A 25039-nucleotide genomic window follows, 5' to 3' on the forward strand; every position below is an offset into this window, starting at 1 on the left:
ACCATGCAACGTACCTTCCAGCGCACTGCGCTCATCACTGCTTTCGTAGCCAGCACTCTGGCCCTGTCTGCCTGCCAGAACCTGTCCTCTCCTACCGTGCGCTTTGACCGCCAGGTGAACTATGGCGATGCCAAGGCCGTCGAGCTCGTGACCAATGAATTCGGTTCTACCGACCTGCAAATGATTGCCGAGAAGATGGTGGGCAGCCTGCTGGAAACCGGCATCTTCCAGGGCCGTCCTACCGTCACCATCTCCACCGTCAAGAACAAGACCAGCGAGTACATCGACACCACCAACGTCATGAACTCCATCCAGACCGCACTGGTCAAGTCGGGCAAGGTGCGCTTTACCCGCTCCATCAACGAGATGCAGCAGGGCGTGGACGAGCTGCAGCGCCAGAACCAGAGCGGCCTGTACAAGCAGAACACCACCGCCAAGGTTGGCCAGATGACGGCTGCAAAGTACCAGCTCGAAGGCGAGCTGACCAGCATCGTCAAGCAGAACAACACCACCAAGGACGTGTTCTACAAGTTCACGCTGAAGATGTTCGACGTGCAGGAAGGCACGATCGAATGGCAGGACGAAAAAGAAATTCGCAAGACCAGCAAGAAGTGACGGAGCACATCATGCAACGCAGAACCACCTTGCACACGGCCCTGGCCGTGATTGCTGCCACCACGCTGGCCTGGGTCCCCGCTGCCCAGGCCCAGCAGAACACGGCCCCTAAGATCGCCGTGACAGACCTGGCCTACGCACAGCGCGTGTCCGAGTATTTTGTGGCGGGCACCTACCAGCGCAGCGCCCAGATGAGTGCGCGCAGCAGCCAGGGCGGCAGTCACAGCCACGGCATGTACGGCGGCGGCGGCTCCTACTCTGGCAGCCAGTCGGTGCAGGCCTCCGAGCAGGCCAGCGGCACGTATGTGGCGGGCAGCTACAGCTACATCGAACAGCGTGAGTTGGGCGGCTACACCAACGACATCAAGGGTGCGCTGCTGCAGGGCACCTACTTCCGCCTGGTGCAGGGCAAGGGCTTTGATGCGGGTGCGCCCCAGGCCTCCAAGGCCGAGCAGGTGCTGAACCAGGTGCAGGGCGGCAAAATGGCCACGCCCAAGGCGCAGCCCCAGGTCACCGACGTGATTGCCCGTATCAAGAGGGGTGAATTCAACGGTGCGGACTACGTGCTGTTTGGCGTGGTCTCCAGCATCGACTTCACTGATGCGTTGCACCCCATCCAGGGCACCAGCAACGCCACGCGCCAGTACGGCCTGCAGCTGCTGGCCGACTTCTCGCTGATCAACACCAAGACCTACGAGATCAAGGCGGCGTTCTCTGCCCAAGGTGAAGGCAACGACACCAAGATCCTGTCCACCCGCGGCGACATTGCCCCGCCCAACCGCGCCAAGGTCATCCGCGAAACCTCGCAAAGTCTGGCGCAGGACGTGTACGTGCAGCTGGCTACCCAGCTGGGTTACACCGACGCACACCTCTCGCGTGGCGTGCGTCCCGCGCAGCCCATGCCCTATCCCGCAGGTGGCGGGCAGCCCCAGCCCATGCCAGTGCCCCAACAGCCTGAGCAGGTGCTTATCCTCAAGTGAGGATGGCGGTGGCATGACCTGCCCGCATCGCTCCGGCGTTGTCCAGGCCAGCCTCGTGCTGGCCTTTTTGTTGGCTGTTTCTGCTGTGCCCGCAGTGCTGTCGGGATGTTCTTCACCCGCCACCGGCCAGCGGATGAATATGCTGGATTGCCCTGCAGACAGAGCCTCGGAAGCCCCCAGCCGTTTTGCAGCCGCTCAACTGCCCGGAGCACAGGGCCAGACCGTGTGGGCCCTGCAGCGCGGGCCGGTGGTTCCCCCGCTGCGTTATCGCGTGGTGGTCATTCCCGGCTCGGGCTGCGCGGGCATGGGGGCGGTGGCAGACCGCTACTTTCGAGGGCTTTTGCATGCGCAGGTGACGGTGCTACACAAGCCCGGCGTGCATCCGGCCGATGCAACACCATCCCACCAATGTTCCCGGTCCTTTGTCGCCTCTGACAGCCTGGCATGGTGGAGTGCACACGCCCGTGTGGCGCTGCGCCAGCTCATCCAGGCGCACGCTGCAGAAGCGCCCTCTGTGCCCTGGTTGCTGGTGGGCATCTCAGAGGGTGCAGAGCTGCTTCCCTCCCTGGCTGAGGCAGTCGCCCCAGCACCCGCCGGGGTGGTCATGATTGCCAGCAGTGGGCTGGACCCGCGCGACGCTGGTCAGATGCAGGCCGAGCGCATGGGCCATCTGGCGGACTGGGAAGCACTCGCCCGCGCCCAGGCAGGCCCGCGGCCGGACTCGCAGGTGCTACAGGGGCGCAGCCTGCGCTACTGGCGGGATCTCTGGCAGTGGCCCGTGCAGCAGCCGTTGCTGCAGGGCCCGTGGCCCTTGCTGCAAGCATGGGGTGATGCCGATGAGCTGGTGCCTCCCACCGCCTACGAACAATTCGCGCAGCAGGCTTCACACCGCCATGCACCCTATTGCGCGCTGCGGGTGCCAGGAGCCGACCATGGCCTGCAGACAGCGGGCGTGGATGGCGTGCAGCGGCTTTGGTCTGCACTGGAAAGCTGGGGGCGAACACCCCAGAGCGGTCTTTGTGCCCATTTGACTTTGCGTTGACCCTTTCCCTGCAGGCCCTATACTCGCCCCCGTTGGTGCTCGTGCCGTTATTGCAACGGCACAGTTAAACGGGAATCAGGAGAGCGCGGCGCACCACGAGTCGCCCTTAACCTGAGCTGCCCCCGCAACGGTAAGCGAGAGAAGGCTGCATGCCTTCAGCCTGCGTCACATGTCCACTGGGTTCCGAGAGCCTGGGAAGGATTCGCAGGAACATCTCGCCAGCCCGGAGACCGGCCGACAAGCGGGTGAGCCACGTGCCCACCCATTTCACAGAACCTGCGGGGAGGCAGGGGTCTGGGTCAGTCCGGGTCGTTTTCATGTTGAATTTCTTTGTGCTGGCGATGGAGCCAGCGGCGCAGCATTTGGCGGGTCATGGCGTATCCATGGGCAGCTGGGGCTGGCGCCAGCCATGACGGTCGGTACCGTCTGGTTTGTGGGCGCGGGCCCGGGCGATCCGGAGCTCATCACCGTCAAGGGCCGTTCCCTGATTGAGCGCGCAGGAGCCATCCTGTTTGCAGGTTCGCTGGTCAACGAGGCCGTGACCCGCTGGGCCCCACCTGGCTGCACCATTGCTGACAGCAAGGACATGACGCTGGAGCAGATGGCCGCATGGCTTATCGCCCAGGCACAGCAGCACGCCGTGGTCATCCGCCTTCAGACGGGCGACCCTGCCTTGTATGGCGCGCTGATTGAAGTGGTGCAGCCGCTCGATGCCGCGGGGGTGCCTGTGCGGGTGGTGCCTGGCGTGTCCTCGGCCATGGCATCTGCGGCAGCCGCGGTGGAGAGTTTCACGCTGCCCGAAGTCACGCAGAGCGTGATCTTCACCCGCGTGGAAGGCCGCACGCCCATGCCCGAAGGTGAGTCGCTGGCCGAACTGGCGCGCCACCACTGCACGCTGTGCATCTTTCTGTCCATCACCCTGCTGCACAAGGTGCAGGAGCAATTGCGCACCGCGGGCTGGGCTGATGACGCCCCCATGCTCGTGGTGCACAAGGCCAGCTGGCCGGGTGAGGAACTCATCATCCGCGGCACGCTGGCCGACATCCGCCAGCGCTGCCGCGACGCCAAGGTGGTCAGCCAGGCCATGGTGATTGCCAGCCCCAACCTGGGTGCGCGCCACTGGCCCACGCTCGCCAAGTCCAAGCTGTACGACGCCAGCTTCACCCACCGCTTTCGCAAGGCCAGTGTGCCTGCCACGCCCACGGAGACTTCCTGATGCAAACCCCAGCCACGCCCCTCGGTACACACCACGGCGCACGCCACGAAGACACCATCCTGCTCATCGGCCACGGCTCGCGCGAGCCCGAGGGCAATGACGAAATCCACCGCTTTGTGGCCCAGTGGCGCACACGCCAGCCCAGCTGGAATATCGAGGTGTGCTTCATCGAGTTTGCGCCCCCCAGCCTGCACGACGGCTTGCTGCACGCCGCACGCAACGCCCGCCGCGTGCTGGTGCTGCCGCTCATCCTGAACGCGGCAGGCCACGTGAAGATGGAGATTCCCGAGGCCATTGAGCATGCCCGTGAACACTGCCCCGGCACCGAATTTCTGTATGGCCCGCACCTCACCGCATGCGACCCCATCCTGGATGTGCTGCGCCGCAACCTGCGCAAGTGCATGAGCGAGCTGGACATGCCTGACCCCACCACCACCGGCGTTGTGCTGCTGGGGCGCGGCTCGTCTGACCGCCAGGCCAATGGCGATGTCGCCAAGATGGCTCGCTGGCTGATGGAGGAGACGGACCACGAACTGGTGGACCTGGCCTTCACCGGCATCACCTGGCCGCGCCTGGAGCGCGCTGTGCAGCGGCAGGTGATGCTGGGCATGAAGCAGGTGGTGGTGTTGCCGTACTACCTGTTCACCGGCACGCTCATGCAGCGCATTGCCCGCCAGGTGGATCACCTGCGCCAGCAGTACCCGCAGGTGCGGTTTGCCCAGTCTTCGTACTTCGGGTTTGAAAAAGAAATCTTTGCCCTGCTGGAGCAGCGCGTGGCCGACCTGCGCGCGGGCGTGGCCGATGCCAAGCTGCCCTGCGATGGCTGCAAGTACCGCGAGATTGCCCATGACCTGGGCCATGGGCACAGCCACGAACATACGCATGCCCACGCACCGGCCACAGAGGCGGTGGTGCATGTGCACAGCCATGGGCCTGCGCATGACCATGCACACGACCATAGCCCCGCCCACCATCACGGGCATGACCACGAACATGGGCATGTCCATGCTGTCCACCACCCCGTCCATGCCGAGGGGCAAGCGGCATGAGCACCATCAACACGGTCACCGAACAGCTCACGCGTGCGGGTCAGGCCATCGAGCACGACAGCTTTGCCATCATTGACGCAGAGGTCCAGGCGCACAGCTACACCGCAGAGCAGTGGCCCATCGTGCGCCGCATGATCCACGCGAATGCGGACTTCGACTTCAACGGCCTCACGGACTTTCACCCGCAGGCCGTGCACGCTGGCATCACCGCCATGCTGCGCGGCGGCACGCCGGTAGTGGCCGATGTGGAAATGATCTGCTCGGGCCTGTCCATTCCGCGTCTGGCGCACTTTGGCATGCACACCCACCAGTTCATCTCGGACGCGGACGTAGTGCTGCTGGCCCAGCAGCAGGACACTACCCGTGCCGTGCAGGCCATGCGCAAAGCCCACCGCCTGGGCTTGCTGCAGGGTGCCATCGTCGGCATTGGCAACGCACCCACGGCGCTCATCGAGCTGGCTCGCCTGATTGCAGAGGAGGGCGTGCGCCCGGCACTCGTCGTGGGCATGCCGGTGGGCTTTGTGTCTGCCGCGGAATCCAAGGACCTGATTGCCGCGCAAAGCGAAGTGCCCTGGATCGTGATCCGCGGCCGCAAGGGCGGCTCTACGCTGGTGGTGGCTGCATTGCACGCTTTGCTGGCCCTGGCGGAGTCGCGCCAGAAGGCGCTGGTGGCGCAGGCCGCCACGCAGGCCGCACAGACTGCACCGTTGGCGCAAACGGGCCTGCACGCGTGAAGGCACTGCGGCCATGATGGAAAAAACCGTTCGCCGTGGCACCCGCACCGGCTTCACCACCGGGGCCTGCTCTGCAGCCGCTGCGCGTGCGGCCGTGTTGGGCCTGGTGCACGGCGCGGTACCTGAGGTGGTGGATTGCCTGTTGCCCAACGGCGATACGGTGCGCTTTGCGGTGAACGACGGCCGCTGCGATGTCAGCACTCCCGATGTACCGGCCACGGCCCACGCCATGGTCATCAAGGACGCAGGCGACGACCCCGATTGCACCGACAAGGCCCACCTCACCGCCGATGTGCGCGTGCTGCCCGGCGAGGCCGGTGTGGTGCGCCTGTGTGGCGGTTTTGGTGTGGGCACGGTCACCATGGCCGGGCTGGGTCTGGAAGTGGGCGGTCCGGCCATCAACCCCGTGCCCCGCCGCAACATTGAAGACAACGTGCGCGCTGCAGGGGCACCGCTGCTGGCCCATGCGGGGCTCGAAGTGACCATCTCCGTACCCCAGGGCGTGGAGATGGCGCGCAAGACGCTCAACGCCCGCCTGGGCATTCTGGGGGGCATCTCCATCCTGGGTACCACCGGCATCGTCAAGCCGTATTCCACCTCGGCCTACCGCGCCAGCGTGGTGCAGGGCGTGCAGGTGGCGGCCACGCTGGGCCACGGCGTGGTGGTGCTCACCACAGGCGGGCGCACCGAGCAGTTTGCGATGAAAGAGCGCGCCGCGCTGCCCCCTGCCTGCTTTGTGCAGATGGGCGACTTCCTGCGCTATGCGCTCGATGAAGCCGTGGCCCAGGGGCTGACCGAAGTCGTCATTGGCGGCATGGTGGGCAAGCTGACCAAAATCGCCCAGGGCGAAACCATCACCCACGCCAACCGCGCCGAAGTGGACACCGAGCTGCTCGCCCAGCTGGCCGCCAGCATTGGCGCCCCGCCCGAGGTATGCGCCGAGATTGCCGCTGCCGAAACCGCCCGCTTTGCTGCCGAGCGCATGCAGGCCCTGGGCCTGGCCACGGCCTTTCATGAAGCGCTGGCCCAGGCCGTGGTGCGCACCCTGATGGCCCCTGACCGCTACGGCGGCAAGTTCCGTCTGCAGGTGCTGGTGTGCGACTTTGACGGCCAGAAGATGGCCGAAGCCGATTCAACTCTTTTCCCATCGACATGACCGACCCTCAACCTTGCCGAGTGATCGGCGTGCTGGACGATGGCGCTGCCAGCCTGAGCCCCACCGCCCTGGCCCTGCTGCGCCGTGCCGATGTGGTGGTGGGCGGCAGCCGCACGCTGGCCCTGCTGGACGACGACATTGCCCCCCACGCCCAGCGCCGCGATTTGACGGGCCAGCTCAGCGCCGTGCCCGGCTGGATTGCTGCCGCGCGTGAAGCAGGCCAGACCAGCGTGGTGCTGGCCACGGGCGACCCGCTGTGCCATGGCATTGCCAGCTACCTTGCATCGCGCCTGTGCATTGAGGCGGTGGAGGTGCTGCCCAATCTATCGACCGTGCAGCTGGCCTGCGCCCGCCTGGGCCTGGCCTGGCAGGACGCGCGCATTGTGTCCGTGCACAGCAAGGACGCAGGCGAATGGCACGTGGGTGCCGAGCCTGGCCACGGCCTGTATGCCCTGGCGCAAAGCCTGCGCCAGCACGACCGCCTGCTGGTGCTTACCAGCCCCGACAACTCGCCCGACCGCATTGCCCGCCTGATGGTGGCTGAGGGCCTGGGCGACGATTTTCAGATGGCCGTGGCCGAGCGCCTGTGCACGCCCGACGAGCGCGTGGTGGCTGAACTATCGCCCCACGACGCTGCGCAGCAGACCTTTGCTGACCCCAACGTGGTGGTGCTGGTGCGCAGCCAGGTGCGCCCCCAGCCCGTGCGCATGGGCCTGGCCGACAGCACCTACCACCAGCGCCAGCCGGACAAAGGCCTCATCACCAAGCAAGAGGTGCGCGCCGTGTCGCTCGCCCGCATGCAACTGCGTGCCGACAGCCGTGTGTGGGACATTGGCGCGGGCAGCGGCTCGGTGGGGCTCGAAGCCGCGCGCCTGTGTCCGCAAGGTCACGTGTGGGCCATCGAAAAGAACGAGGCCGATTTCGCCATTGCGGGCCAGAACGCCCGTGCCTTTGGCGTGAGCAACCACACGCTGGTGCATGGCAAGGCGCCTGATGGGCTCGATGCATGGCCCGACCCGGACGCTGTTTTCATCGGCGGCTCGGGCGGTGAGCTGCAAGAGCTGATTGCCCTGTGCCTGCGCCGTTTGCGCACGGGCGGCTGGCTGGTGATGAACTTTGTCACGCTCGAAAACCTGGCCAGCGCCACGCAAGCGCTGCAAGCCCAAGGGGCGGTGTGGGATGTGCTGCAACTGCAGGCCGCCCGCAGCAAACCCATCCTGCACATGCACCGCATGGCGGCAGAGAACCCGGTGTGGATCGTGTGCGCGCAGCGCGGCGAGGGCAGTGCGGTGCCCGCTGGGCAAGGGGAGGGCGCATGAGCGAGACCACCCTTCAGACCACCCCCGCACTGGGCCGCCTCATCGGCGTCTCCCTCGGCCCCGGCGATCCTGGCCTCATCACCCGCGCAGCCTGGGCGCAACTGCAGCGCACCGATGCCGTGTGGACCTACCCCGCGCGCAGCACCAAAACGCCCAGCTACGCGTTTGACATCGTGCAGCGCGCCGGGCTCACACCGCCCGCGCAGCACCAGACGCTGCTGTTCCCTATGACGCACGACGGCGACAAGCTCGCCCGTGCCTGGATGCGCGCTGCCGAGACGGTGCTGCCCTGGCTGCAAGCCGGGCAAGACGTGCTGTTTCTGGTGGAGGGCGACGCCAGCACCTACGCCACCTTTGGCCACCTGGCCCGCACCGTACAGGCACTGGATGCGCGCATGGATGTGCAGGTGATTGCAGGCGTCAACGCCTTCACGGCGGCCTGCGCCGCCCGTGGCATGCCCCTGGCCGAGCAGGACGACACCATTGCCATCGTGCCCGCCGCCTACGGCGTGAGTGCGGTAGACCGTTTGCTCACCGACTTTGACACTCTGGTGCTCATGAAGGTCAAGCCGCTGATGGACGACCTGATCGACTGGCTCACCCAGCGCGCCTTGCTGCCCCACACCCAGTTCATCGAGCGTGTCGGTGCGCCGGACGAGCGCAGCGTGAACGGCGTAGATCTGCCCGCCCTGCGCGGCACCAAGGTCAGTTACCTCTCGCTCATGGTCGTGAAGAACCCGCACCGCATACGCGGTGAGCGCATCAAGGGCTGCCTCAAAAAGACATCGCCTTTGCCCGCAGAAGCCAACGCCAGCACCGCACTGGAGACTGAAGAATGACCAACGCCTCTACTCCTACCGATCTGGCGCGTCCCCCTGAGGAGGCCCGCGTCTGCATTGTCGCCATCACCCGCCACGGCGCGGCACAGGCAGCCCAGCTGGCGCGCGATCTGCCTGACGCTCACATCTGCACCGCCGCCAAGTTTGCGCAGGTGTTTGACGGTCTGCCCAACCCCATGCGTGCCTACGACGGCGCTTTGCGCGACGAGATGGCGCCCCTGTTTGCGGGCTACGACCAGCTGGTGTTCTTTGTCTCGCTGGGTGCCGTGGTGCGCCTGATTGCCCCGGTGCTCAAGTCCAAGGACGAAGACCCCGGCGTGACGGTGGTGGACGATGCGGGGCAGTTCGTCATCCCTGTGCTTTCGGGCCATGTGGGCGGTGCCAATGCCATGAGCGAGCGCATTGCCGACCTGCTGGGTGCCACGCCCGTGCTCACCACCGCATCCGATGTGGGCAAGACCATTCCCGTGGACATTCTGGGTCGCCACCTGGGCTGGCAGGTGCAGGCCCCCAAGATCAACATCACCCGCGTGTCGGCCCATGTGGTCAATGGCGAGCCTATTGCCCTGGTGCAAGAGGCAGGCAGCACGCGCTGGTGGACCCGGCCCACGCCGCTGCCCGCCAATGTGGAATGCCTCACCGCGTTTGCGCAGGTGCGACCCGATCACCACAAGGCCGTGCTGTGGGTGACCCACGCCGAGGTGCCGGGCAGCCTGTGGGCCGACTGGGCCGAGCGCCTGGTGGTGTACCGCCCGCCGGTGGGGCAGGCTGCAGACGCCACCACGGCCTGAGCCATGTCTGATTTTGCAAGCCATCCCCCCGCGCTGGTGGTGCCCACCTTGGCCATTGGCCTGGGTTGCGACCGGGGCACGCCCCTGGCCACGGTGCAGCAATGCCTGCAGCAGGCCCTGGCGCTGGTGGGCGGCGTGCTGGCCGATGTGGCGGTGCTGGCGAGCATTGAAGCCAAGGCCGACGAAGCCGCCTTTTTGCAACTGGCCGCGCAGCATGGCTGGCCCCTGCAGTGGTACAACGCCGCGCAACTGGCCGCTGTGCCTGTGCCCAACCCGTCGGCCACCGTGCAGCGCTACATGGGCACCCCCTCGGTGAGCGAAGCCGCTGCCCTGCTGGCTGCACGGGCCGATCTGCGCGCCCTGGTGGTGGAGAAGCACAAGTTTCGCGGGCCCGATGGCAAGAACGCCACCGTGTCCATCGCCCGCATGGCGGCACCGTTGCCTCATCCCGATTCATCCCCGTCTTGATCCCCGTCCGTTTTTTGAAAGGAAATCTCCATGCACATCGAAATCGGCATCCTCTCGCCCGAAAAGCTGGCCTACGCTGGCGTAGCCGCCACCGCACTCTTGGGCACCCATGCCTTGGGCCTGCTCAAAAGCCCCACTGCCTGGCTGCGCACAGCGCTGGCCGCGTTCTTCTTCAGCGTGCTGATGCAGGCGTGGCACCTGCCCGTGGGCCCGTCAGAACTGCACCTGGTGGGGGCCATGCCCGTATACCTGCTGTTTGGTTTCATCCCCACGCTGTTTGGCTTTGGCCTGGGCCTGCTGGTGCAAGCCTTGGTGTTTGAGCCACAAGACATGGCCCACCTGGCCGTCAACTTCCTGAGCCTGGCCGTGCCGTTGGTCACCGTGCACCACACTCTGGGCAAGAAGATGCAAGGCATCAGCGTGGCTAATGTGCTCAAGCTCGACGCCGTGTACTACGCAGGCGTGACGCTGATGGTGGGCTTCTGGCTGTCCATCAGCAACGATGCCGCCCCCGTGGCCGACTGGGCGCTGTTTGCGGCCTCGTACACCAGCCTGGTCGCCATCGAGCCATTGCTGACCATCGGCCTGGTGGCCTTGGCAGGCCGCTTGCAAGGCAATCGTTGGCTGACGGCTTGCATTGACGAAGGCCTGCTGCGCCGCGCAGCCCCCGCAGTCTCCGCTGCAGCGTCGGCTTGATCTGCACAAGGGCTGACCCCATGACCGCAGGAAAAATCATGCTCGTGGGCATTGGCCCCGGCAGCACCGAGCATATGACGGCGCGCGCCCGCGCCGCCATTGCTGAAGCCGACACCATCATCGGCTACGTCACCTACATCAAGCTGGTGGCCGATCTCATTGAAGGCAAGGAGATCATCCGCAAGTCCATGACCGAGGAGCTGGACCGTGCCATTGAAGCGCTGGCCCGTGCCCGCGAGGGCAAGAAGGTGGCGCTCATCTCTTCGGGCGATGCAGGCGTGTACGGCATGGCCGGGCCCACGTTTGAGGTGCTGTTCCAGGCCGGGTGGACACCGCCCGCGGTGGACGAGAACGGTGTGCCCGAAGCGGGCGGCATCGTGGTGGAGGTGGTGCCCGGTGCCTCGGCCCTCAACAGCTGCGCAGCTCTGGTGGGCGCGCCGCTCACGCATGACTTCTGCGCCATCTCGCTGTCAGACTTGCTCACACCCTGGCCCACCATTGCGCGCAGACTGGATGCCGTGGCTTACTCCGATTTTGTGGTGGCCCTCTACAACCCCAAAAGCGGCCGCCGCACGCGGCAGATTGTGGAGGCGCAGCGCCTGTTCCTGCGCCACCGCAGCCCCGACACACCCGTGGCCATCGTCAAGAGCGCCTACCGCCGCCGTGAGCGCATCGAGTTCACTACACTGGCCCACATGAGCGATGCCGACATTGGCATGCTCAGCACCGTGCTCATCGGCAACAGCAATACCGTGGTGCACAACGGCCTCATGGTTACGCCACGCGGCTATGCCAACAAGTACGACGTGCAGGCGGGTGGCACCACGCGCGAGGGCGAGCGCCCAGGCCGGTCGCTTTCCACGGGGCTCAACGGCTGGCTGGAAAACCTGTTTGCCGACCACGCGGCGGGCGACACCATCGAAGCCCTGGCCCAGCGTCACCGCCTGCCAGTGGAATACATCCGCGACACCCTTGAAAACCCGCTGGAAGCCGCAGCGCAAGATGCCCCTGAAGAGGCTGAAGCATGAGCACTGACAACATGAATGCGGCTCTGGCCGCCGATGCCATGCCCGCCGATGCGGCCACCCCTGAAGTCGTTCGCCCCAAGATCAGCGACTACCGCCGCCACTTGCTCATCTGCACCGGCCCACGCTGCACGCAGAACGGCGAGGCGCAAGACCTGTTCGATAGCCTGGGTGCCAAGTTCAAGGCCGCGGGTTTGAATGATGGAGAACTGCGTGTGAAGCGCAGCCGCGTGGGCTGCTTTGCGGCCTGCAAGGGCGGCCCGGTGATGTGTGTGCAGCCCGATGGGACCTGGTACTACAACGTCACCCCCGCCAACATGGACCGCATCATCACCGAGCACCTGGTGGGCGGGCAGCCGGTGCAGGAGCTGGTGTTTCACCAGGGGCCCAGCGGCGGCTGACTTTGTTTGCTATTTATTTAATAGCTGCCTGCGCTTTTCAAATAAGCGCAGGCGGGCATTTTGATGGATAAGCGCCGGAGGGCGCTTTGCACGGTTTGTCAGAACCGTTGCGGCTCCCCTGCAATACGGCGGAACTCTGACAGCGCCACTGAAACGCAGGCCAGAGCCCAGAACACGGGGTATTCATAGCCCCCCATGTTCCACAGCCAGCCAAAACCCTTGGTGGTGTGCAGCGCATACACCGCAATCGCCAGCGCTGCGGCGGCCCCCAGGGCAGCGTAGCGGGTGCACAGGCCCAGCACCAGGGCGATGCCGCAAGCGGCCTCGGTGAAGAAGGCCATCCACACCCACAGCTCGGCGGGCTGGAACCCGGCCTTGCCAAAGAACCCGATCGTGCCTGCTGACAGCACCCCGAACGATGAGAACTTGCTCATCGCGTGCGGGAACATGAACGCCCCGCAGATGATGCGCAGCAGGTTTTCTGCGCGGGTGATGTTGAAGTTGGATGCCTTGATCCGGAAGTCGTCGATGGTCAGCAGTGGCATGAAATTTACTCCTCAGTAAGTTTCATGTTAGGTAGCCACCGCGCCCGCCCGGTTGATGCAAATCAAGGTGCTGTAACGTTGCGCAACACACCTTGGCTCAGTGCCTGGCGCTTGAGTGCGGCAATGTCCTGCGGGCTGGTGCGGCAGCAGCCCCCGATCAGGCGTGCGCCCTGGGCATGCCAGCGCATGGCGGCTTCGGCAAACGCATCGCAGGGGGCGGTGTGGGCTGCGGGTGCTGCGGATGCGTCCGCACCGCGCCATTGCTTGTCCACCGCGTCGTAGGTTTCGCCCGAGTTGGGGTACACCACGATGGGGGTGCGTGTGTGGCGCTGGATGTGCGCCACCAGCGAGGGGATGTATTGCGGTGCCGTGCAGTTCACGCCCACCGCCCACACCTGGGGCAGGCCATCCAGCGCAGCGGCGCAGTCGGCAATGCGCTCGCCCTGGCTGTTGTGTTCGCCGTCCTTGCACGAGAAGCTGATCCACGCGCCAGGGGCATGGCCACGCCCGTCGTCCAGCGTGGGCAGAAGGCTGGCGATGGCCAGGGCTTCGTCCAGGCAGGGCAGGGTCTCGCAGGCCAGCAGATCGGCCCCGGCGGCGGCCAGCACCTGCAGGCGCGGTGCATGAAAGCGCGCCAGATCATCCCGGCTCACGCCCTGGTAGCCGATGTACTCCGACCCATCGGCCAGCATCGCGCCGTAGGGGCCCACCGATGCAGCCACCAGCGGCTTGCGGCGCCCCTGGCGGTTGGCGGAGTTGGCCCAGAAGGCATCGCGTGCCTCGCAGGCCAGGGTGACGGAGCGGCGCATCAGGTCTGCCGATTCTTCGGCGGAATAGCCGCGCTTGCCAAAGGCCTCGAAGGTGGCCTGGTAGCTGGAGGTGGTGGCCACATCGGCCCCGGCCAGGAAGTAGTCCAGATGCACCTGGCGGATCAGGTCAGGCTGCTCGATCAGTAGCTTGGCCGACCACAGCGGGTCTTTCAGGTCGGCACCCCGGCGCTCCAGCTCGGTGGCCAGCGCACCGTCAAGAACGAACAGGCCTTGCTCGTCCAGCAGGGTTTGCAAGGGGTTTGCGGTGGGCGTAGAAGTCATGATGAGCGAGGTCTGCAAAAGGAAAAAAGGGGGGCTACGAAATGGGGCTTGGAAAAGGGGCTGCAGGTGCCATGAGCCGCCGCAGGCAAGCCCGGCAAAGGTACGACAGGCCCTGTGCGGGGTGGCCGCTTTTCAGGCGCTCAAATGCACAAATCCGGCATTCGCCGCCAGGGATGCGCGGCAGCCCTGCAATGCACGCAAGGTAGCCGGAAAGGGGGGGCTCACAGCCCCTGTGCCCTGCGCGCCCAGCGCCGCTCCAGCCAGCGCACGCAGGCCACGATACCCAGGGTCAGGGTGGCATAAAGGGCTCCTGCCACCAGCAGCGCGTCGGTGGTGTACGAGGCCACCGAGAGCTGGCGCGCTGCGCCCGTGAGGTCCAGCACCGTGATGGTGCTGACCAGCGCGGTGGCCTTGAGCTGGGCAATGGCCTGGTTGCCCAGCGCGGGCAGGGCAATGCGCAGCGCCCGCGGCAGCACGATGCAGCGCATGCTTTGCCAGGGGGTGAAGCCCAGAGCCATGGCCGCCTGTCGTTCGCCCAGCGGCACGGCCAGCAGGCCCGCGCGCAGGTCTTGTGCCATGTAGGCAGCCAGGTTCAGCGACAGCACCGCCAGCGCGCACCAGGTGGCGTCTTCCAGCAACCACCACAGCGATGATTGCCGCACGGCCTCGAACTGGCTGAGGCCGAAGTACGCCAGAAACAGTTGCACCAGCAGGGGCGTGCCGCGCACCAGCGCGCCATACAGCCGGGCTGCTGTTGCCACCGGCCGCGGCCCCATGGCCGTGGCGATGGCCAGCACCAGTGCCAGCGCAGTGCCCAGCAGTGCAGAGCCCGCCAGCAGGCCCGCAGTCACGCACAAGCCGTCCAGCATCGGGTCCCACGCAGCTTGCACAGACTCCCAAGTCTCCAGCCAGTCCGCAGGCAGATTGGCGAACCACGAGGTCAGGGTCAGGCCATCGGCGCTCATGCTGTGCCCCCTTGCAGGTGGGGCTCATATCCGCGCTGGGCGCGGCGTTCCAGCGCGGCCTGCACAGGGTGCGACAGTGCCAGCAAGGCCAGATAGGCTGCTGCCACAGCAAGGTAAAACACAAACGGCTGGTGGGTGAACTGCGCTCCCATCTGGGCCTTCTTGAGCAGGTCTTCCAGCCCCACCACGGACACGAGCGATGTGTCCTTGAGCAGCGACTGCCACAGGTTGCCCAGGCTGGGCAGCGCAATGCGCCAGGCCTGCGGCAGGCGCACCACCCAGAACACCTGTGCGGGCCGCATGCCCAGGGCCTGCGCGGCCAGAACTTGCCCCGCGGGCACGGCGGCAAAAGCCCCGCGAAACACCTCACTGGCGTAGGCCGAAAAAACCACCGACAGGGCAAACACGCCCGCACCAAAAGGGCTGATCTCGATGGCCCCGTCCAGGTGGTTGTTGATGAGGTTGGACAGCCCGAAGTAGCACACCAGCACGATCACAAACTCAGGCACACCGCGCAGCAAGGCTGTGGCCAGACCCACCCCGCGCCGCAGCCAGGAGCGTGCACTCAAGCGGCAGGCTGCCAGGGCCAGCCCCAGCAGCAAGCCCACCGTCAGCGAAGCAAACGCCAGCTGCAGCGTGACCCATACGCCCTGCAGCAGCGGCAGGGCATAGTCCGCCAGGGGGCCTGTCAGCAACTCCAAAGGGTTCTCCACAAAAAAGCACAACGGCCCGGCAGTGTGCCGGGCCGTTGTGCCACGGGTCGATTACTTGGCGGTGGGGGCGATGCTGAAAGGGAAGACCTTCTTGTTCTCTGCTGCAAACGTGCCGTCGGTCAGCACTTGCTTGATGGCGGCGTTGAAGCGCGCGCGCAGCGGGTCGCCCTTGCGCACGGCAATGCCCGTGCCTTCGCCAAACATTGCCACGTCATCAATCGGCTTGCCCACCAGTTCAAAGCCCTTGGCCTTGCCGGTCTTGGCCAGCCAGTCGTAGGCCACGGTGGTGTCGGTCAGCGTGGCCTGCACGCGGCCTGCCTCCATATCCAGCCAGATGGGGTCTTGCGAGGGATAGGCCTTGACGCGGATGCCCGACTTGGCCGTGGGCAGGCGCTTTTTCAGGTAGGTCTCGTGGTTGCTGCCGCTGTAGATGCCCACGGTCTTGCCGCGCAGGGTTTCGGGGTTGTCGGTGATGCCCGAGCCCGTCTTGGCCACCCATTGCACGGGGGCCAGGGTGAACAGGTCGGTGAAGTCCACCGCCTTCTTGCGCTCTTCGGTGATGGACATCTGCGCCAGCACGGCGTCGATCTTCCTGGCGCGCAGGGCGGGGATGAGGGCGTCAAAGTCCATGGTCACGAACTCGCACTTGGCCTGCATGTGCTTGCACATGGCGTGGGCCAGTTCAATCTCCATGCCCTTGAGCTGGCCGTTGGCGTCCTTGTATTCAAAGGGGGCGTAGTCAGACAGGGTGCCAATGCGCACCACATCGGTAGTGGCTGGCTGGGCGTGTGCCGTGGATGCCAGTCCTGTGAAGGCGATACCGCCAGCTGCCAGCCATTTCAAGGCATTGCGTTTGAACATCTTCCTGCTCCAGATCGTTATGGGTTTGCTGCTGCGCGCCGCGGGGTGAAGCCTGCTGGCTGCGGGTGGGCTGAACAGGGCTTCAGGCCTGCAACAACCCTTCAGAAAAGCCCATGAGTATTGCCAACAAACTTGCGGCTAGGCGGCAAATTCAGCAGCCACTGTGCTGACTTTGTGCGCAGTGTGGTTTTGTCGCGCGGTTTGGCCGCATGTTCTGCCGTTTACGCGCTGAACTGCGCTTGGCCGTTGGGAGGCTGCGGATGCCCCTGGGCCTGCTGGCGCAGCCAGGCGCAGAAGGTGTCAAGGCGCGGCAGCGGGGCTTCAGAGCGGCGCTGCATCACGTAGTGGTAGCCCGAGGCCACGAATCCCCAGGGGGCCAGCAGTCTGCCCGCCTGCACATCGTCCACCACCAGATGCCACGGTGCAACCGCCACACCCAGGCCGCGCACGGCAGCTTCCAGGGTGAAGTAGTAGTGCTCGAACTCCGGGCCGTCCTGGCCGGGAAATGCCTGGGTTTGCAGCGCCGGGTTCGTCTGGGCCGCTGCCGCCCACATGGCCCATGCATTGCGCCGCGTGCGGGTGCGCAGCAGCAGTGGCTGCCATGCGGGGGCCAGCAGATCGCCAGGGGATTGCAGCGGCGAGGCCACTCGTTGTGCCAGGGCCGGGCTCAGCACCGGGCCCAGGTATTCCATGAACAGGTGCTGAGAGTCTTGCGGGGCGGGCATTGCTGTCGTTCTGGGGGCCACCGCTTCTGCGGTGATGACCAGATCGCAGCGGGAAGGACCATCACCCGTCTCGGCCGCGCTGGTGCGCAGGCGGACATCGATGTCGGGATACCGCGCCTGAAAGTCAAACAGGCGCGGCAGCAGCCACTTGACGGCAAGGGTGCTGAAGCACGCCACATCCAGCGGCCCGCGGGCGGGGTCGCTCACCTCCCGCACGGCATCCGCCATTTGCCGAAAGGCCTGGCTCAGCGCGGGCTGCAGTATCTGCGCCGCCGGGGTCAGGGTGGGGCGCACTTTGCTGCCATCAAACAAGGCGACGCCCAGGTGCTCCTCCAGCTGGCGAACCTGTCGGCTGATGGCACCGGGAGTCACGCACAACTCTTGCGCTGCAGCCGTCATGCGGCCCAGGCGGGCCGCGGCTTCAAAGGCGCGCAGTGCGCCCAGTGGGGGAAGTCGGTAGCTCATCTATTTGATTTTTATGCACATAAAACGAGCGCAATCATCGCTTTTCAGTGCGCTATGGATTTTTCAGAATTCAGCCTGAACTCCGTTGTTGGACGCGAGTGTGATGCAGGCGGCCTGAACACGGTGTCGGGTTTCTGCTTTTTGATTTTTACGAAACTCAAGGCCAAAGGATCTCCATGCCCTTCATCCGCACCAATGTCCCTCACCACATGTCCGCACCTGTGCGCCAGGCCGTCGTCCAAGGCATCCACGATGCGCTGGTGCACAGCATTGGCATGCCTGAGGATGAGCTGTTCAACATGGTGGCGAGCTACCAGCCGGGTGACTTTGCCTGCAGCCGCACGTTCAACGGCGTGGTGCGCTCAGACAATGTCGTGGTGGTGGAAATCACCTTGCGCCGTGGGCGCAGCGATGCGATGAAGCGCGCGCTCTACGAGGCGATTGCCAGCCAGCTGCACAGCCGCGCCGATGTGAGTCCGGGGGATGTCTTCATCTTCATGCACGAAAACGACTACTCGGATTGGTCGGTAGGCGAAGGGCGGTTTGCCATGGGCCTGGTGCAGAACCGGGGCACCGGAACCTGAAGAACGCGGCGCAAGCGTGGCCCGGATGGCCCCCTAAAATGCCGCGCATGGACGCAAGCCTTGACCTCTTTGACCGCAAAATTCTGGCCCTGGTGCAGCGCGACTGCCAGATGAACGCCGAGGTCATCGCCCAGGAGGTGGGTCTGTCGGCATCGGCCGTGCAGCGGCGCTTGCGGCGCATGCGGGCCGACAAGGTGATCAGCGCCGAGGTGGCGGTGGTCAACCCGCAGGCCGTGGGCGGGGTCATGACCTTTCTGGCCGGGCTGGAGGTCAAGGACAACTACGATGCGCTGCCCCGCATCCGCAGCTGGTCGCAGAATGAGCCGGGGGTGCAGCAGGTGTACTACGTCACCGGCAATTTCGACATCATGATGGTCATCGTCGCGCGGGACGTGAAAGCCTACGATGCGTTGGCAGCGCGCCTGATGAACGACATTCCCCAGATTGCGCGCATGACCACGCATGTGGTGATCGACACCATCAAGAACAGCCTGTACGTGCCTGTGGATACGACGGGCGAAGGCTCTGCCAGCGCATAGCTCGCAGCACCGGGGCCTGGCCTGTGTCTGTGCTTCGCCGCGGCGCTGCAGGCGGTCTGATCAGCGGGGACGGTACATCTTGAACAACTGCTCCGGCCCCACCGTGAAGTAATCCGCCGGGCCGCCTGCACGCAGGATGTGGCCCGCGTTGGCGGTGTCGTACACCCCGTCCTTGAGCAGGGCGGTGTCAATGTGCACAGCCACCACTTCGCCCAGCACCAGCCATGTGGGCACGGCTACGCCGTCGGCTCCTTGCAGCTGCAGCACCTGGGTGCGCCGGCATTCCAGCGTCACGGGGCTCTCTGCCACGCGGGGCACCTGCACCTGGGTGCCGGGCAGGGGCGTCAGGCCTGCCAGTTCAAATTCGTTCACCTCAGGCGGCACGGCAGCGCAGGTCTGGTTCATGGCCTCGGCCAAGGCGCGTGTGGCGAGGTTGCAGACAAATTCGCCCGTCTCCTCAATGTTGCGCAGGGTGTCTTTGGCTCCGATGCTGGCGAAGCCCACGATGGGGGGCACATAGTTGAATGCGTTGAAGAAGCTGTAGGGCGCAAGGTTGACAGTGCCTTGAGCGCTGCGGCTGGAGATCCAGCCAATCGGCCGGGGGCCCACGATGGCGTTGAACGGATCGTGCGGCAGGCCGTGGCCCTTGCGGGGCTCGTAGCTGTGCAGGGTGCGTGGGGTCATGGAATTCCTTTGCTCCTGAAAATATAGCTGCTTGCGCTGGTATTGCAAGCGCTAGAGGGTCTTTTGACCAGTAATCATCTCCCTGCGCCAAGAGACTCCGCTTGGGCGACATAACGGGTCGCGTTGTTCGCATCAACGTGGAGGCGGTTTTCGCCCACAGTGTGTCAGCAAGTGTTGCATTTGTGATGGACTGGCGCCTGCTGTCTTCTCCCTTTTCAGGCAAGAAGGTAGCTGCTTCCAAGTAGCGTAAAGAGGGGTTGGCTGCCTTGCCGTCCCGAAGGTGCCTCCAAGCGTTTTTGAGTACAGTTTTTTACAAATTTCGCGGTACGCGCGCCTTGGGTGCCTGCCGCCCCGCGTGACTGGTGCGTCAGCGCAACGTTGGCCTGTTCCCAAGGCCTTGTTCGTGCGGTATTCCTCGCGGGCAGCCCGTCGCAGCCCCTGGCTTGCGCAACAATGTGCAGGATATTGCCCGCCATGAACGAAACGCGCTCCCCGCTCAACGACGCCGAGGTTACCTCCAGTGAACTGGAGCGCCTGCGCGCAGCGGTACATCGGGCGGAGCAGGCAGAGCGACTGCAAAGGGCGCTCTTCGCCATCTCGGAGCTGTCCAGTTCCGACCTGGAGATGTCCCACATGCTGCCCCGGCTGCATGCCATCGTGGGGTCGCTCATGTATGCGCGCAATCTGTTCATGGCGCTGTACGACGCCGAGACCGATAGCCTGGAATTCATCTACATGGTGGACGAGGCGACGCCCGACCTTCACCAGCCGGGCGAGCGAATCGCCATGGACGACTATGCCCAGGCCCTGACGTGGTACGTGGTGCGTGACGGCCTGCCCCGCAGGGGCTCCATGCAGGCGCTGGCCCAGCAGGTGCCCGGCCCCCTGCGCGCACGCGGTGCCAACGCGCAAGACTGGCTGGGTGTACCCCTGCGTGAAGGCGGGCAGGGCGGGCAGGTGCGTGGGGCTCTGGTGGTGCAAAGCTATGACCAGCCCAACCGCTATGGCCCCGAAGAGCAGGCCCTGCTGGAGTTTGTGGCCAGCCATGTGCTCAACGCAGTGCAGCGCAAGCAAAGCCAGAAGGCGCTGGAGCAGGCGGTGCAGGCAGGCACAGCAGAGCTGGCCCGTGCCAACCAGGCCCTGCTGGCCGAAGTGGCGCGCCGCCAGCGTGGCGAGCGGTTGCAGGCCGCGCTCTACCGGATTGCCGAGTGTGCCAATGATGTGGGCACGATGGATGCGTTCTACAGCGCGGTGCACGAGATCGTGGGCGATCTCATCAATGCGCGCAATTGCTACATCGCTCTGGTCTCGGAAGATGGGCAGGAGCTGCACTTCCCATACTACATTGATGAACAAGGCGGGCAGGGCATCTCGCGCCGGATGGGCCGGGGGCTGACCGAATACGTGCTGCGCACCCGCAAGCCGCTGCTGGTCAACAGGGCCGAGGCGGACGAGATGATTGCCCAGGGCCTGTTCCAGACCGTGGGGCCGCGCGCCAATTCATGGCTGGGCGTGCCGCTGGTGTGTGATGGCCGCACCCTCGGCGTGATCGCGGTGCAAAGCTATCAGCCCGAGGTGCTGTACTCCGATCGTGACCGCCTGTTGCTGAGCTTTGTCTCGCACCAGATCGCCAGCAGCCTGGTGCGCCGCCGCACCACCGAATCGCTGCGCCGCGCCAATGCCGAGCTGGAGCAGCGCGTGGCCGAGCGCACCGACCAGCTCGAAGAGCAGATTGCCGTGCGGGAGCGGGTGGAGGCGCAGCTGCAGCACCAGGTGCTGCACGATGCGCTGACCGGCCTGCCCAACCGCAGCTACCTGCTCGAGCGGCTGGCCTGGCTGCAGGCCCGGCTGCAGCGCCATAGCATGCGGCGGTTTGCCGTCATGTTCATCGACGTGGACCGCTTCAAGCTCGTCAATGAAAGCATGGGCCACCATGCCGGAGACGAAGTGCTGCGCGAGATTGGCCGTCGGCTCCAGTCCACGCTGGGGGACTCCGACATGATTGCCCGCGTGGGCGGAGACCAGTTTGCCGTGCTGGTCAACGATGCCCACACCGTGGAGGCCGCAGCGCGGCTTGCGCAACGCATGCTGCAGGTGCTGGACGAACCCATGCCGGTGGAGGGCAAGCACCTTTTCACCTCGGTGAGCATCGGCATCATGCTGTGTGACCAGCCGGAGGCTGCAGCCACCGATTTGCTGCGCAATGCGGATACCGCCATGTACCGCGCTAAGCTCAACGGCAGGCGCAGGTTTGAGCTGTACGACGCCCATCTGCACACCGATGCACTGCGTGTGCTGACACTGGAAAACGCGCTGTGGTCTGCCCTCAAGCAGCGCCAGTTCGTTCCGCATTTCCAGCCCATTGTTTCGCTCCAGGATGGGCGGGTGCTGGGCTATGAGGCACTGGTGCGGTGGCGGCACCCCACGCAGGGCCTGCTCAAACCCGCCGACTTTCTGCAGGTGGCGGAAGACAGCGGAAGCATGGAAGCGATTGACTGGCTCATCTTTACCAGTGCCTGCGAGACCATCGCTGCCCGCAAGGACTTCACGGGCTACCTGGGGCTGAATGTGGCGCCCCGGCATTTCCGCAACCCGCACTTTTGCCAGCAATTGCTGGACATGCTGCACCGGGCGGGGTTGCCCGCATCAAGACTGTGCCTTGAGATCACCGAAGGGGCGCTGATTGACGACCCGGAGCGGACCTGTCAATTGCTCAATGAATTGCGCAGCCATGGCATGTCGCTGGCGCTGGACGACTTTGGCACGGGCTACTCTTCTCTGGGTTATCTGCACCGCTTCCCGCTGCTCACGCTCAAGATTGACCGCAGCTTTGTGGCACCGTTGACCGAAAGCCCCGCGAACGAGGGCAGCGCCAGCGCCGCGGTAGTGCGTGCAGTGGTGGCTTTGGCGGGGTCGCTGGGGTTGAGTGTGGTGGCCGAAGGGATCGAGACCCAGGAGCAGGCGGAAGCCTTGCGCGCGCTGGGCTGCCACCTGGGGCAGGGCTTCCTGTTTGCCATGCCCGGTCCGCTGCCCGCGCCTTTGGCCTGAAGATATAGGCTCATAGCCTATCTACCTCTGCCCCAGAAACTGCCCGGGCGGCTGCCCTACGGATTTGCGCACCATGGCGCTGAATGCACTGGGGCTGTAGCCCAGCTCTGCCGCAATCTGGCCCACCGGCATGCGCCCCGCGGCAAGTGACACGGCCTTGGCCAGAATGACCTGCTGCCGCCACTGCGTGAAGGTGCTGCCCAGCTCGGTACGGAAGAGCCGTGCCACGGTGCGCAGGCTGGCTCCGGTGTCGCTGGCCCAGGCCTCCAGCGTGGCGTGGCGTGTGGGGTCTGCCAGCACGGCTTCGCACAGGTGGCGCAGGCGTTTGTCGTGGGGCAGGTCTACTCCGAGTTTCACGGTGGCTGCGCGCGCCAGCTCATCGCATATCAACGCACTCAGGTGCTTTTCGCGCAGCAGGGTGGCAGTGTCCGGCGGCGGCGCATCGTCGGGCTGGGTGGGCATTTCGCGCACCACGGCACGCAGCAGATCAGAGGCTTCGAGCACACGGCACTGGCTCCACAGGGTTTGATCCTGGCCCCGCGCGCCGCTGCCCAGGGCATGGGGGCCGCAACGCCCGCGTGGCTGGTGGAAGTACAGCGTGCGCATCTCGGCATCCTCCACCATGGTGACGGCGTGCACCATGCCCGGCGGTATCCACAACGCACGCGAAGGCGGCACGATGTAGGTGCCCCGATCCACCGTGAGCTGGATCACCCCCGTGGTGGAGATAGCCACCTGGGCCCACGGGTGGCTGTGCGGCATCACGCGGGTGTCGGCCCGCAGTTGCCGCACCTTGGCCCGCACAGGCCTGCGGGCTGTGGGCACGAACAGATGTGGCGTCATCGAATCCACATACGAAACGTTGCGTGGCCTGCGGCGGTGGGGGGCCTCATCGGCGGCGGGGGCAGAGGGCTTTGGCATGTTGGCGATAGAAGTTGGCCGACTATCGTAAACCTGCCGCGCCTCGCTTGCCTAAGATCAAGCCCATGACAACCGCATCCACAGGCAAAACTTCTCGGGCTGCTGAGCAGGCAGGCACTTCGAGCCCCGGCGCAGCCAACGCCGTGCCGCTGCGCCAGGACGCTCGCACCATCGGTCTGGTGGGGCTGGCGCATGGCAGCTCGCACTTTTTCCACATGTTGCTGCCACCGCTGTTTCCGTGGCTCATCCGGGAGTTCGGGTTCAGCTACTCCGAACTCGGGCTGCTGGTCTCGGTGTTCTTCGTGATCTCGGGTGTGGGGCAGGCGCTGTCCGGCTTTCTGGTGGACCGCGTGGGCGCAAGGCCCATCATGTTCTTTGCCTTGTCGAGCTTTGCTGCGTCGGGCCTGGTGGCAGGCACTGCCCAGGGCTATGCAGGCCTGGTGGTGGCAGCGGCGTTGGCAGGGCTGGGCAACGCACCGTTCCACCCGGTGGACTTCACCATCCTGAACAAGCGCGTGTCGCCCCAGCGCCTGGGCCACGGGTTTGCCGTGCACGGCATCAGCGGCAATCTGGGCTGGGCCACTGCGCCAGTCTTCATGGCAGGCATTGCTACAGCCACGGGCTCGTGGCGAGCCGCCAGCTTGAGCGGTGCGGTGTTCGCGCTGCTGGTGCTGACCATCATGGTTCTCAACCGCGATGCGCTGGACGACCGCAAGGGCGAGTGGGCGCATCAGGCCAAGGGGGCGAGTGCCCAGCCCGCCAAGGCGGAACATCCCATGGCCTTCCTCAAGCTGCCCTCGGTGTGGCTGTGCTTCTCGTTCTTCTTCTGGAGCACCTGTGCGCTCAGCGCCATCCAGAGTTTTGCCAGCCCCGCGCTGCAGTCCATGTATGGCCTGCCGCTGAGCCTGACGGCCATGGTGGTGACAGGCTACATGCTGTGCGGTGCTGCGGGCATGGTCGTGGGCGGATTTCTGGTGGGCCGCGTGCAGCGGCTGGAGAAGGTCATCTCCATCTGTCTTCTGGGTTCGGCTGCATTGCTGGTGCTGGTGGGTACGGGCCTGCTGCCCGGCATGGCGGCTGTGGTGGTGGCGTCGGTGGCCGGTCTGGGTACCGGTCTGGCGGGCCCTTCGCGCGACATGCTCATCAAACGCGCTGCGCCTCCAGGCGCCACGGGCCGTGTCTACGGCACCGTGTACTCTGGCCTGGACCTGGGCTTTTGCCTGTCTGCCCCCGTCTTTGGCGCCATGCTGGACCATGGCATGACCTCGGGCATCTTCCTGGGTTCTGCCGCCACACTGGCCTTGAGTGTGGTGTCTGCAGCCTTGGTGGGCGTGGGGGTGGCTGCGCGACTGGCTCGCCCCACGGCCGTTGCGGCAGGTTAAACCCTGCAATTGCCGCCACAAGAAAAAGGGCCTCGCAAGAGGCCCTTTTTCTTTAGAGCGGCTAACACAACCCCCCTGGCGTCGTTGTCCCGTCTTGTCGTACCCCGTGTACTGCCAGCGACGGAACGCCTGGCCAGGGCCGCTTCGCTGGGTTGTGTTCGCCGCTCTCAGTGTTCCTTTGGCGG

General features: G+C 65.4%; 26 protein-coding genes and 1 riboswitch. Of the genes, 18 read left to right on the forward strand and 8 right to left on the reverse strand.

Going from position 1 to position 25039, the window contains the following annotated elements; translation table 11 throughout:
- The first annotated feature begins 3 nt into the window (after positions 1 to 3).
- The 14 genes from lpoB to AACH87_RS00570 all read left to right on the forward strand — a co-directional run bounded on the left by lpoB (position 4) and on the right by AACH87_RS00570 (position 12331).
- Entirely contained in the window at positions 4 to 615 is a 612-nt protein-coding gene (lpoB, locus tag AACH87_RS00505) for a penicillin-binding protein activator LpoB (protein ID WP_338796740.1), read from the forward strand.
- Between the two features lie 11 nt (positions 616 to 626).
- Entirely contained in the window at positions 627 to 1595 is a 969-nt protein-coding gene (locus AACH87_RS00510; RefSeq protein WP_338796741.1) for a hypothetical protein, read from the forward strand.
- A 13-nt stretch (positions 1596 to 1608) separates the two neighbouring features.
- A complete protein-coding gene (locus tag AACH87_RS00515; protein ID WP_338796742.1) occupies positions 1609 to 2637 on the forward strand; it encodes an alpha/beta hydrolase in 1029 nt (342 codons plus the stop codon).
- A gap of 16 nt (positions 2638 to 2653) precedes the next feature.
- Positions 2654 to 2891: riboswitch (cobalamin riboswitch) on the forward strand.
- Positions 2892 to 3046: 155 nt separating this feature from the next.
- Entirely contained in the window at positions 3047 to 3853 is an 807-nt protein-coding gene (gene cobM / locus AACH87_RS00520) for a precorrin-4 C(11)-methyltransferase (protein WP_338796743.1), read from the forward strand.
- Positions 3853 to 4902, forward strand: a complete 1050-nt coding sequence (locus AACH87_RS00525; RefSeq protein WP_338796744.1) for a CbiX/SirB N-terminal domain-containing protein — start codon at positions 3853 to 3855, stop codon at positions 4900 to 4902. The genes cobM and AACH87_RS00525 overlap by 1 nt, the downstream gene beginning before the upstream one ends.
- The gene (locus tag AACH87_RS00530) at positions 4899 to 5636 is read left to right on the forward strand and encodes a precorrin-8X methylmutase (RefSeq protein WP_338796745.1); all 738 of its coding nucleotides are present in this window, start codon (positions 4899 to 4901) and stop codon (positions 5634 to 5636) included. The genes AACH87_RS00525 and AACH87_RS00530 overlap by 4 nt, the downstream gene beginning before the upstream one ends.
- 13 nt (positions 5637 to 5649) lie before the next feature.
- Positions 5650 to 6792, forward strand: a complete 1143-nt coding sequence (locus tag AACH87_RS00535; RefSeq protein ID WP_338796746.1) for a cobalt-precorrin-5B (C(1))-methyltransferase — start codon at positions 5650 to 5652, stop codon at positions 6790 to 6792.
- Positions 6789 to 8111 (forward strand): precorrin-6y C5,15-methyltransferase (decarboxylating) subunit CbiE, encoded by a 1323-nt coding sequence (gene cbiE, locus AACH87_RS00540; protein ID WP_338796747.1) that lies wholly within the window; start codon positions 6789 to 6791, stop codon positions 8109 to 8111. The genes AACH87_RS00535 and cbiE overlap by 4 nt, the downstream gene beginning before the upstream one ends.
- A complete protein-coding gene (gene cobI, locus AACH87_RS00545; protein WP_338796748.1) occupies positions 8108 to 8950 on the forward strand; it encodes a precorrin-2 C(20)-methyltransferase in 843 nt (280 codons plus the stop codon). Before cbiE ends, cobI begins: the two co-directional genes overlap by 4 nt.
- Positions 8947 to 9741 carry a cobalamin biosynthesis central domain-containing protein gene (locus AACH87_RS00550; protein WP_338796749.1) on the forward strand — a complete coding sequence of 265 codons (795 nt, stop codon included), beginning with the start codon at positions 8947 to 8949 and terminating at the stop codon, positions 9739 to 9741. Before cobI ends, AACH87_RS00550 begins: the two co-directional genes overlap by 4 nt.
- 3 nt (positions 9742 to 9744) lie before the next feature.
- Positions 9745 to 10209: a cobalamin biosynthesis protein gene (locus AACH87_RS00555; protein ID WP_338796750.1), complete on the forward strand. Its 465-nt coding sequence runs from the start codon at positions 9745 to 9747 to the stop codon at positions 10207 to 10209.
- Between the two features lie 30 nt (positions 10210 to 10239).
- A complete protein-coding gene (locus AACH87_RS00560; protein ID WP_338796751.1) occupies positions 10240 to 10905 on the forward strand; it encodes an energy-coupling factor ABC transporter permease in 666 nt (221 codons plus the stop codon).
- Between the two features lie 20 nt (positions 10906 to 10925).
- The gene (gene cobJ / locus AACH87_RS00565; protein WP_338796752.1) at positions 10926 to 11933 is read left to right on the forward strand and encodes a precorrin-3B C(17)-methyltransferase; all 1008 of its coding nucleotides are present in this window, start codon (positions 10926 to 10928) and stop codon (positions 11931 to 11933) included.
- 38 nt (positions 11934 to 11971) lie between these two features.
- Positions 11972 to 12331, forward strand: a complete 360-nt coding sequence (locus AACH87_RS00570) for a ferredoxin (RefSeq protein ID WP_338798807.1) — start codon at positions 11972 to 11974, stop codon at positions 12329 to 12331.
- Positions 12332 to 12429: 98 nt separating this feature from the next.
- Here AACH87_RS00570 and AACH87_RS00575 read toward each other — a convergent pair whose 3' ends face one another.
- From AACH87_RS00575 to AACH87_RS00600, 6 genes are all read right to left on the reverse strand, one after another.
- The gene (locus tag AACH87_RS00575; protein WP_338796753.1) at positions 12430 to 12876 is read right to left on the reverse strand and encodes a DoxX family protein; all 447 of its coding nucleotides are present in this window, start codon (positions 12874 to 12876) and stop codon (positions 12430 to 12432) included.
- A 62-nt stretch (positions 12877 to 12938) separates the two neighbouring features.
- Positions 12939 to 13967, reverse strand: a complete 1029-nt coding sequence (gene mmuM, locus AACH87_RS00580) for a homocysteine S-methyltransferase (RefSeq protein WP_338796754.1) — start codon at positions 13965 to 13967, stop codon at positions 12939 to 12941.
- Between the two features lie 221 nt (positions 13968 to 14188).
- Complete coding sequence (locus tag AACH87_RS00585) at positions 14189 to 14932, reverse strand: ABC transporter permease subunit (RefSeq protein ID WP_338796755.1); 744 nt, start codon at positions 14930 to 14932, stop codon at positions 14189 to 14191.
- Positions 14929 to 15633, reverse strand: a complete 705-nt coding sequence (locus tag AACH87_RS00590) for an ABC transporter permease subunit (RefSeq protein WP_338796756.1) — start codon at positions 15631 to 15633, stop codon at positions 14929 to 14931. Before AACH87_RS00590 ends, AACH87_RS00585 begins: the two co-directional genes overlap by 4 nt.
- Before the next feature lie 63 nt (positions 15634 to 15696).
- The gene (locus AACH87_RS00595; RefSeq protein WP_338796757.1) at positions 15697 to 16506 is read right to left on the reverse strand and encodes a transporter substrate-binding domain-containing protein; all 810 of its coding nucleotides are present in this window, start codon (positions 16504 to 16506) and stop codon (positions 15697 to 15699) included.
- Between the two features lie 221 nt (positions 16507 to 16727).
- Complete coding sequence (locus AACH87_RS00600) at positions 16728 to 17696, reverse strand: LysR substrate-binding domain-containing protein (RefSeq protein WP_338796758.1); 969 nt, start codon at positions 17694 to 17696, stop codon at positions 16728 to 16730.
- Positions 17697 to 17872: 176 nt separating this feature from the next.
- Between AACH87_RS00600 and AACH87_RS00605 the strand changes: the two genes are divergently transcribed.
- Positions 17873 to 18280 (forward strand): tautomerase family protein, encoded by a 408-nt coding sequence (locus AACH87_RS00605; RefSeq protein ID WP_338796759.1) that lies wholly within the window; start codon positions 17873 to 17875, stop codon positions 18278 to 18280.
- 47 nt (positions 18281 to 18327) lie between these two features.
- A complete protein-coding gene (locus AACH87_RS00610; protein WP_338796760.1) occupies positions 18328 to 18819 on the forward strand; it encodes an Lrp/AsnC family transcriptional regulator in 492 nt (163 codons plus the stop codon).
- Positions 18820 to 18879: 60 nt separating this feature from the next.
- Here the strand turns inward: AACH87_RS00610 and AACH87_RS00615 are convergent, their stop codons facing one another.
- Entirely contained in the window at positions 18880 to 19503 is a 624-nt protein-coding gene (locus AACH87_RS00615; RefSeq protein WP_338796761.1) for a flavin reductase family protein, read from the reverse strand.
- A 474-nt stretch (positions 19504 to 19977) separates the two neighbouring features.
- On the opposite strand from AACH87_RS00615, the gene AACH87_RS00620 reads away from it, so the two are divergent.
- The gene (locus AACH87_RS00620; protein WP_338796762.1) at positions 19978 to 22551 is read left to right on the forward strand and encodes an EAL domain-containing protein; all 2574 of its coding nucleotides are present in this window, start codon (positions 19978 to 19980) and stop codon (positions 22549 to 22551) included.
- Between the two features lie 21 nt (positions 22552 to 22572).
- Here AACH87_RS00620 and AACH87_RS00625 read toward each other — a convergent pair whose 3' ends face one another.
- The gene (locus tag AACH87_RS00625; protein WP_338796763.1) at positions 22573 to 23472 is read right to left on the reverse strand and encodes a helix-turn-helix transcriptional regulator; all 900 of its coding nucleotides are present in this window, start codon (positions 23470 to 23472) and stop codon (positions 22573 to 22575) included.
- Between the two features lie 65 nt (positions 23473 to 23537).
- On the opposite strand from AACH87_RS00625, the gene AACH87_RS00630 reads away from it, so the two are divergent.
- Entirely contained in the window at positions 23538 to 24854 is a 1317-nt protein-coding gene (locus AACH87_RS00630; protein ID WP_338796764.1) for an MFS transporter, read from the forward strand.
- The last annotated feature ends 185 nt before the right edge of the window (positions 24855 to 25039 follow it).

The sequence above is a fragment of the Acidovorax sp. DW039 genome (assembly GCF_037101375.1).
Classification (GTDB): Bacteria; Pseudomonadota; Gammaproteobacteria; order Burkholderiales; family Burkholderiaceae_C; genus Acidovorax.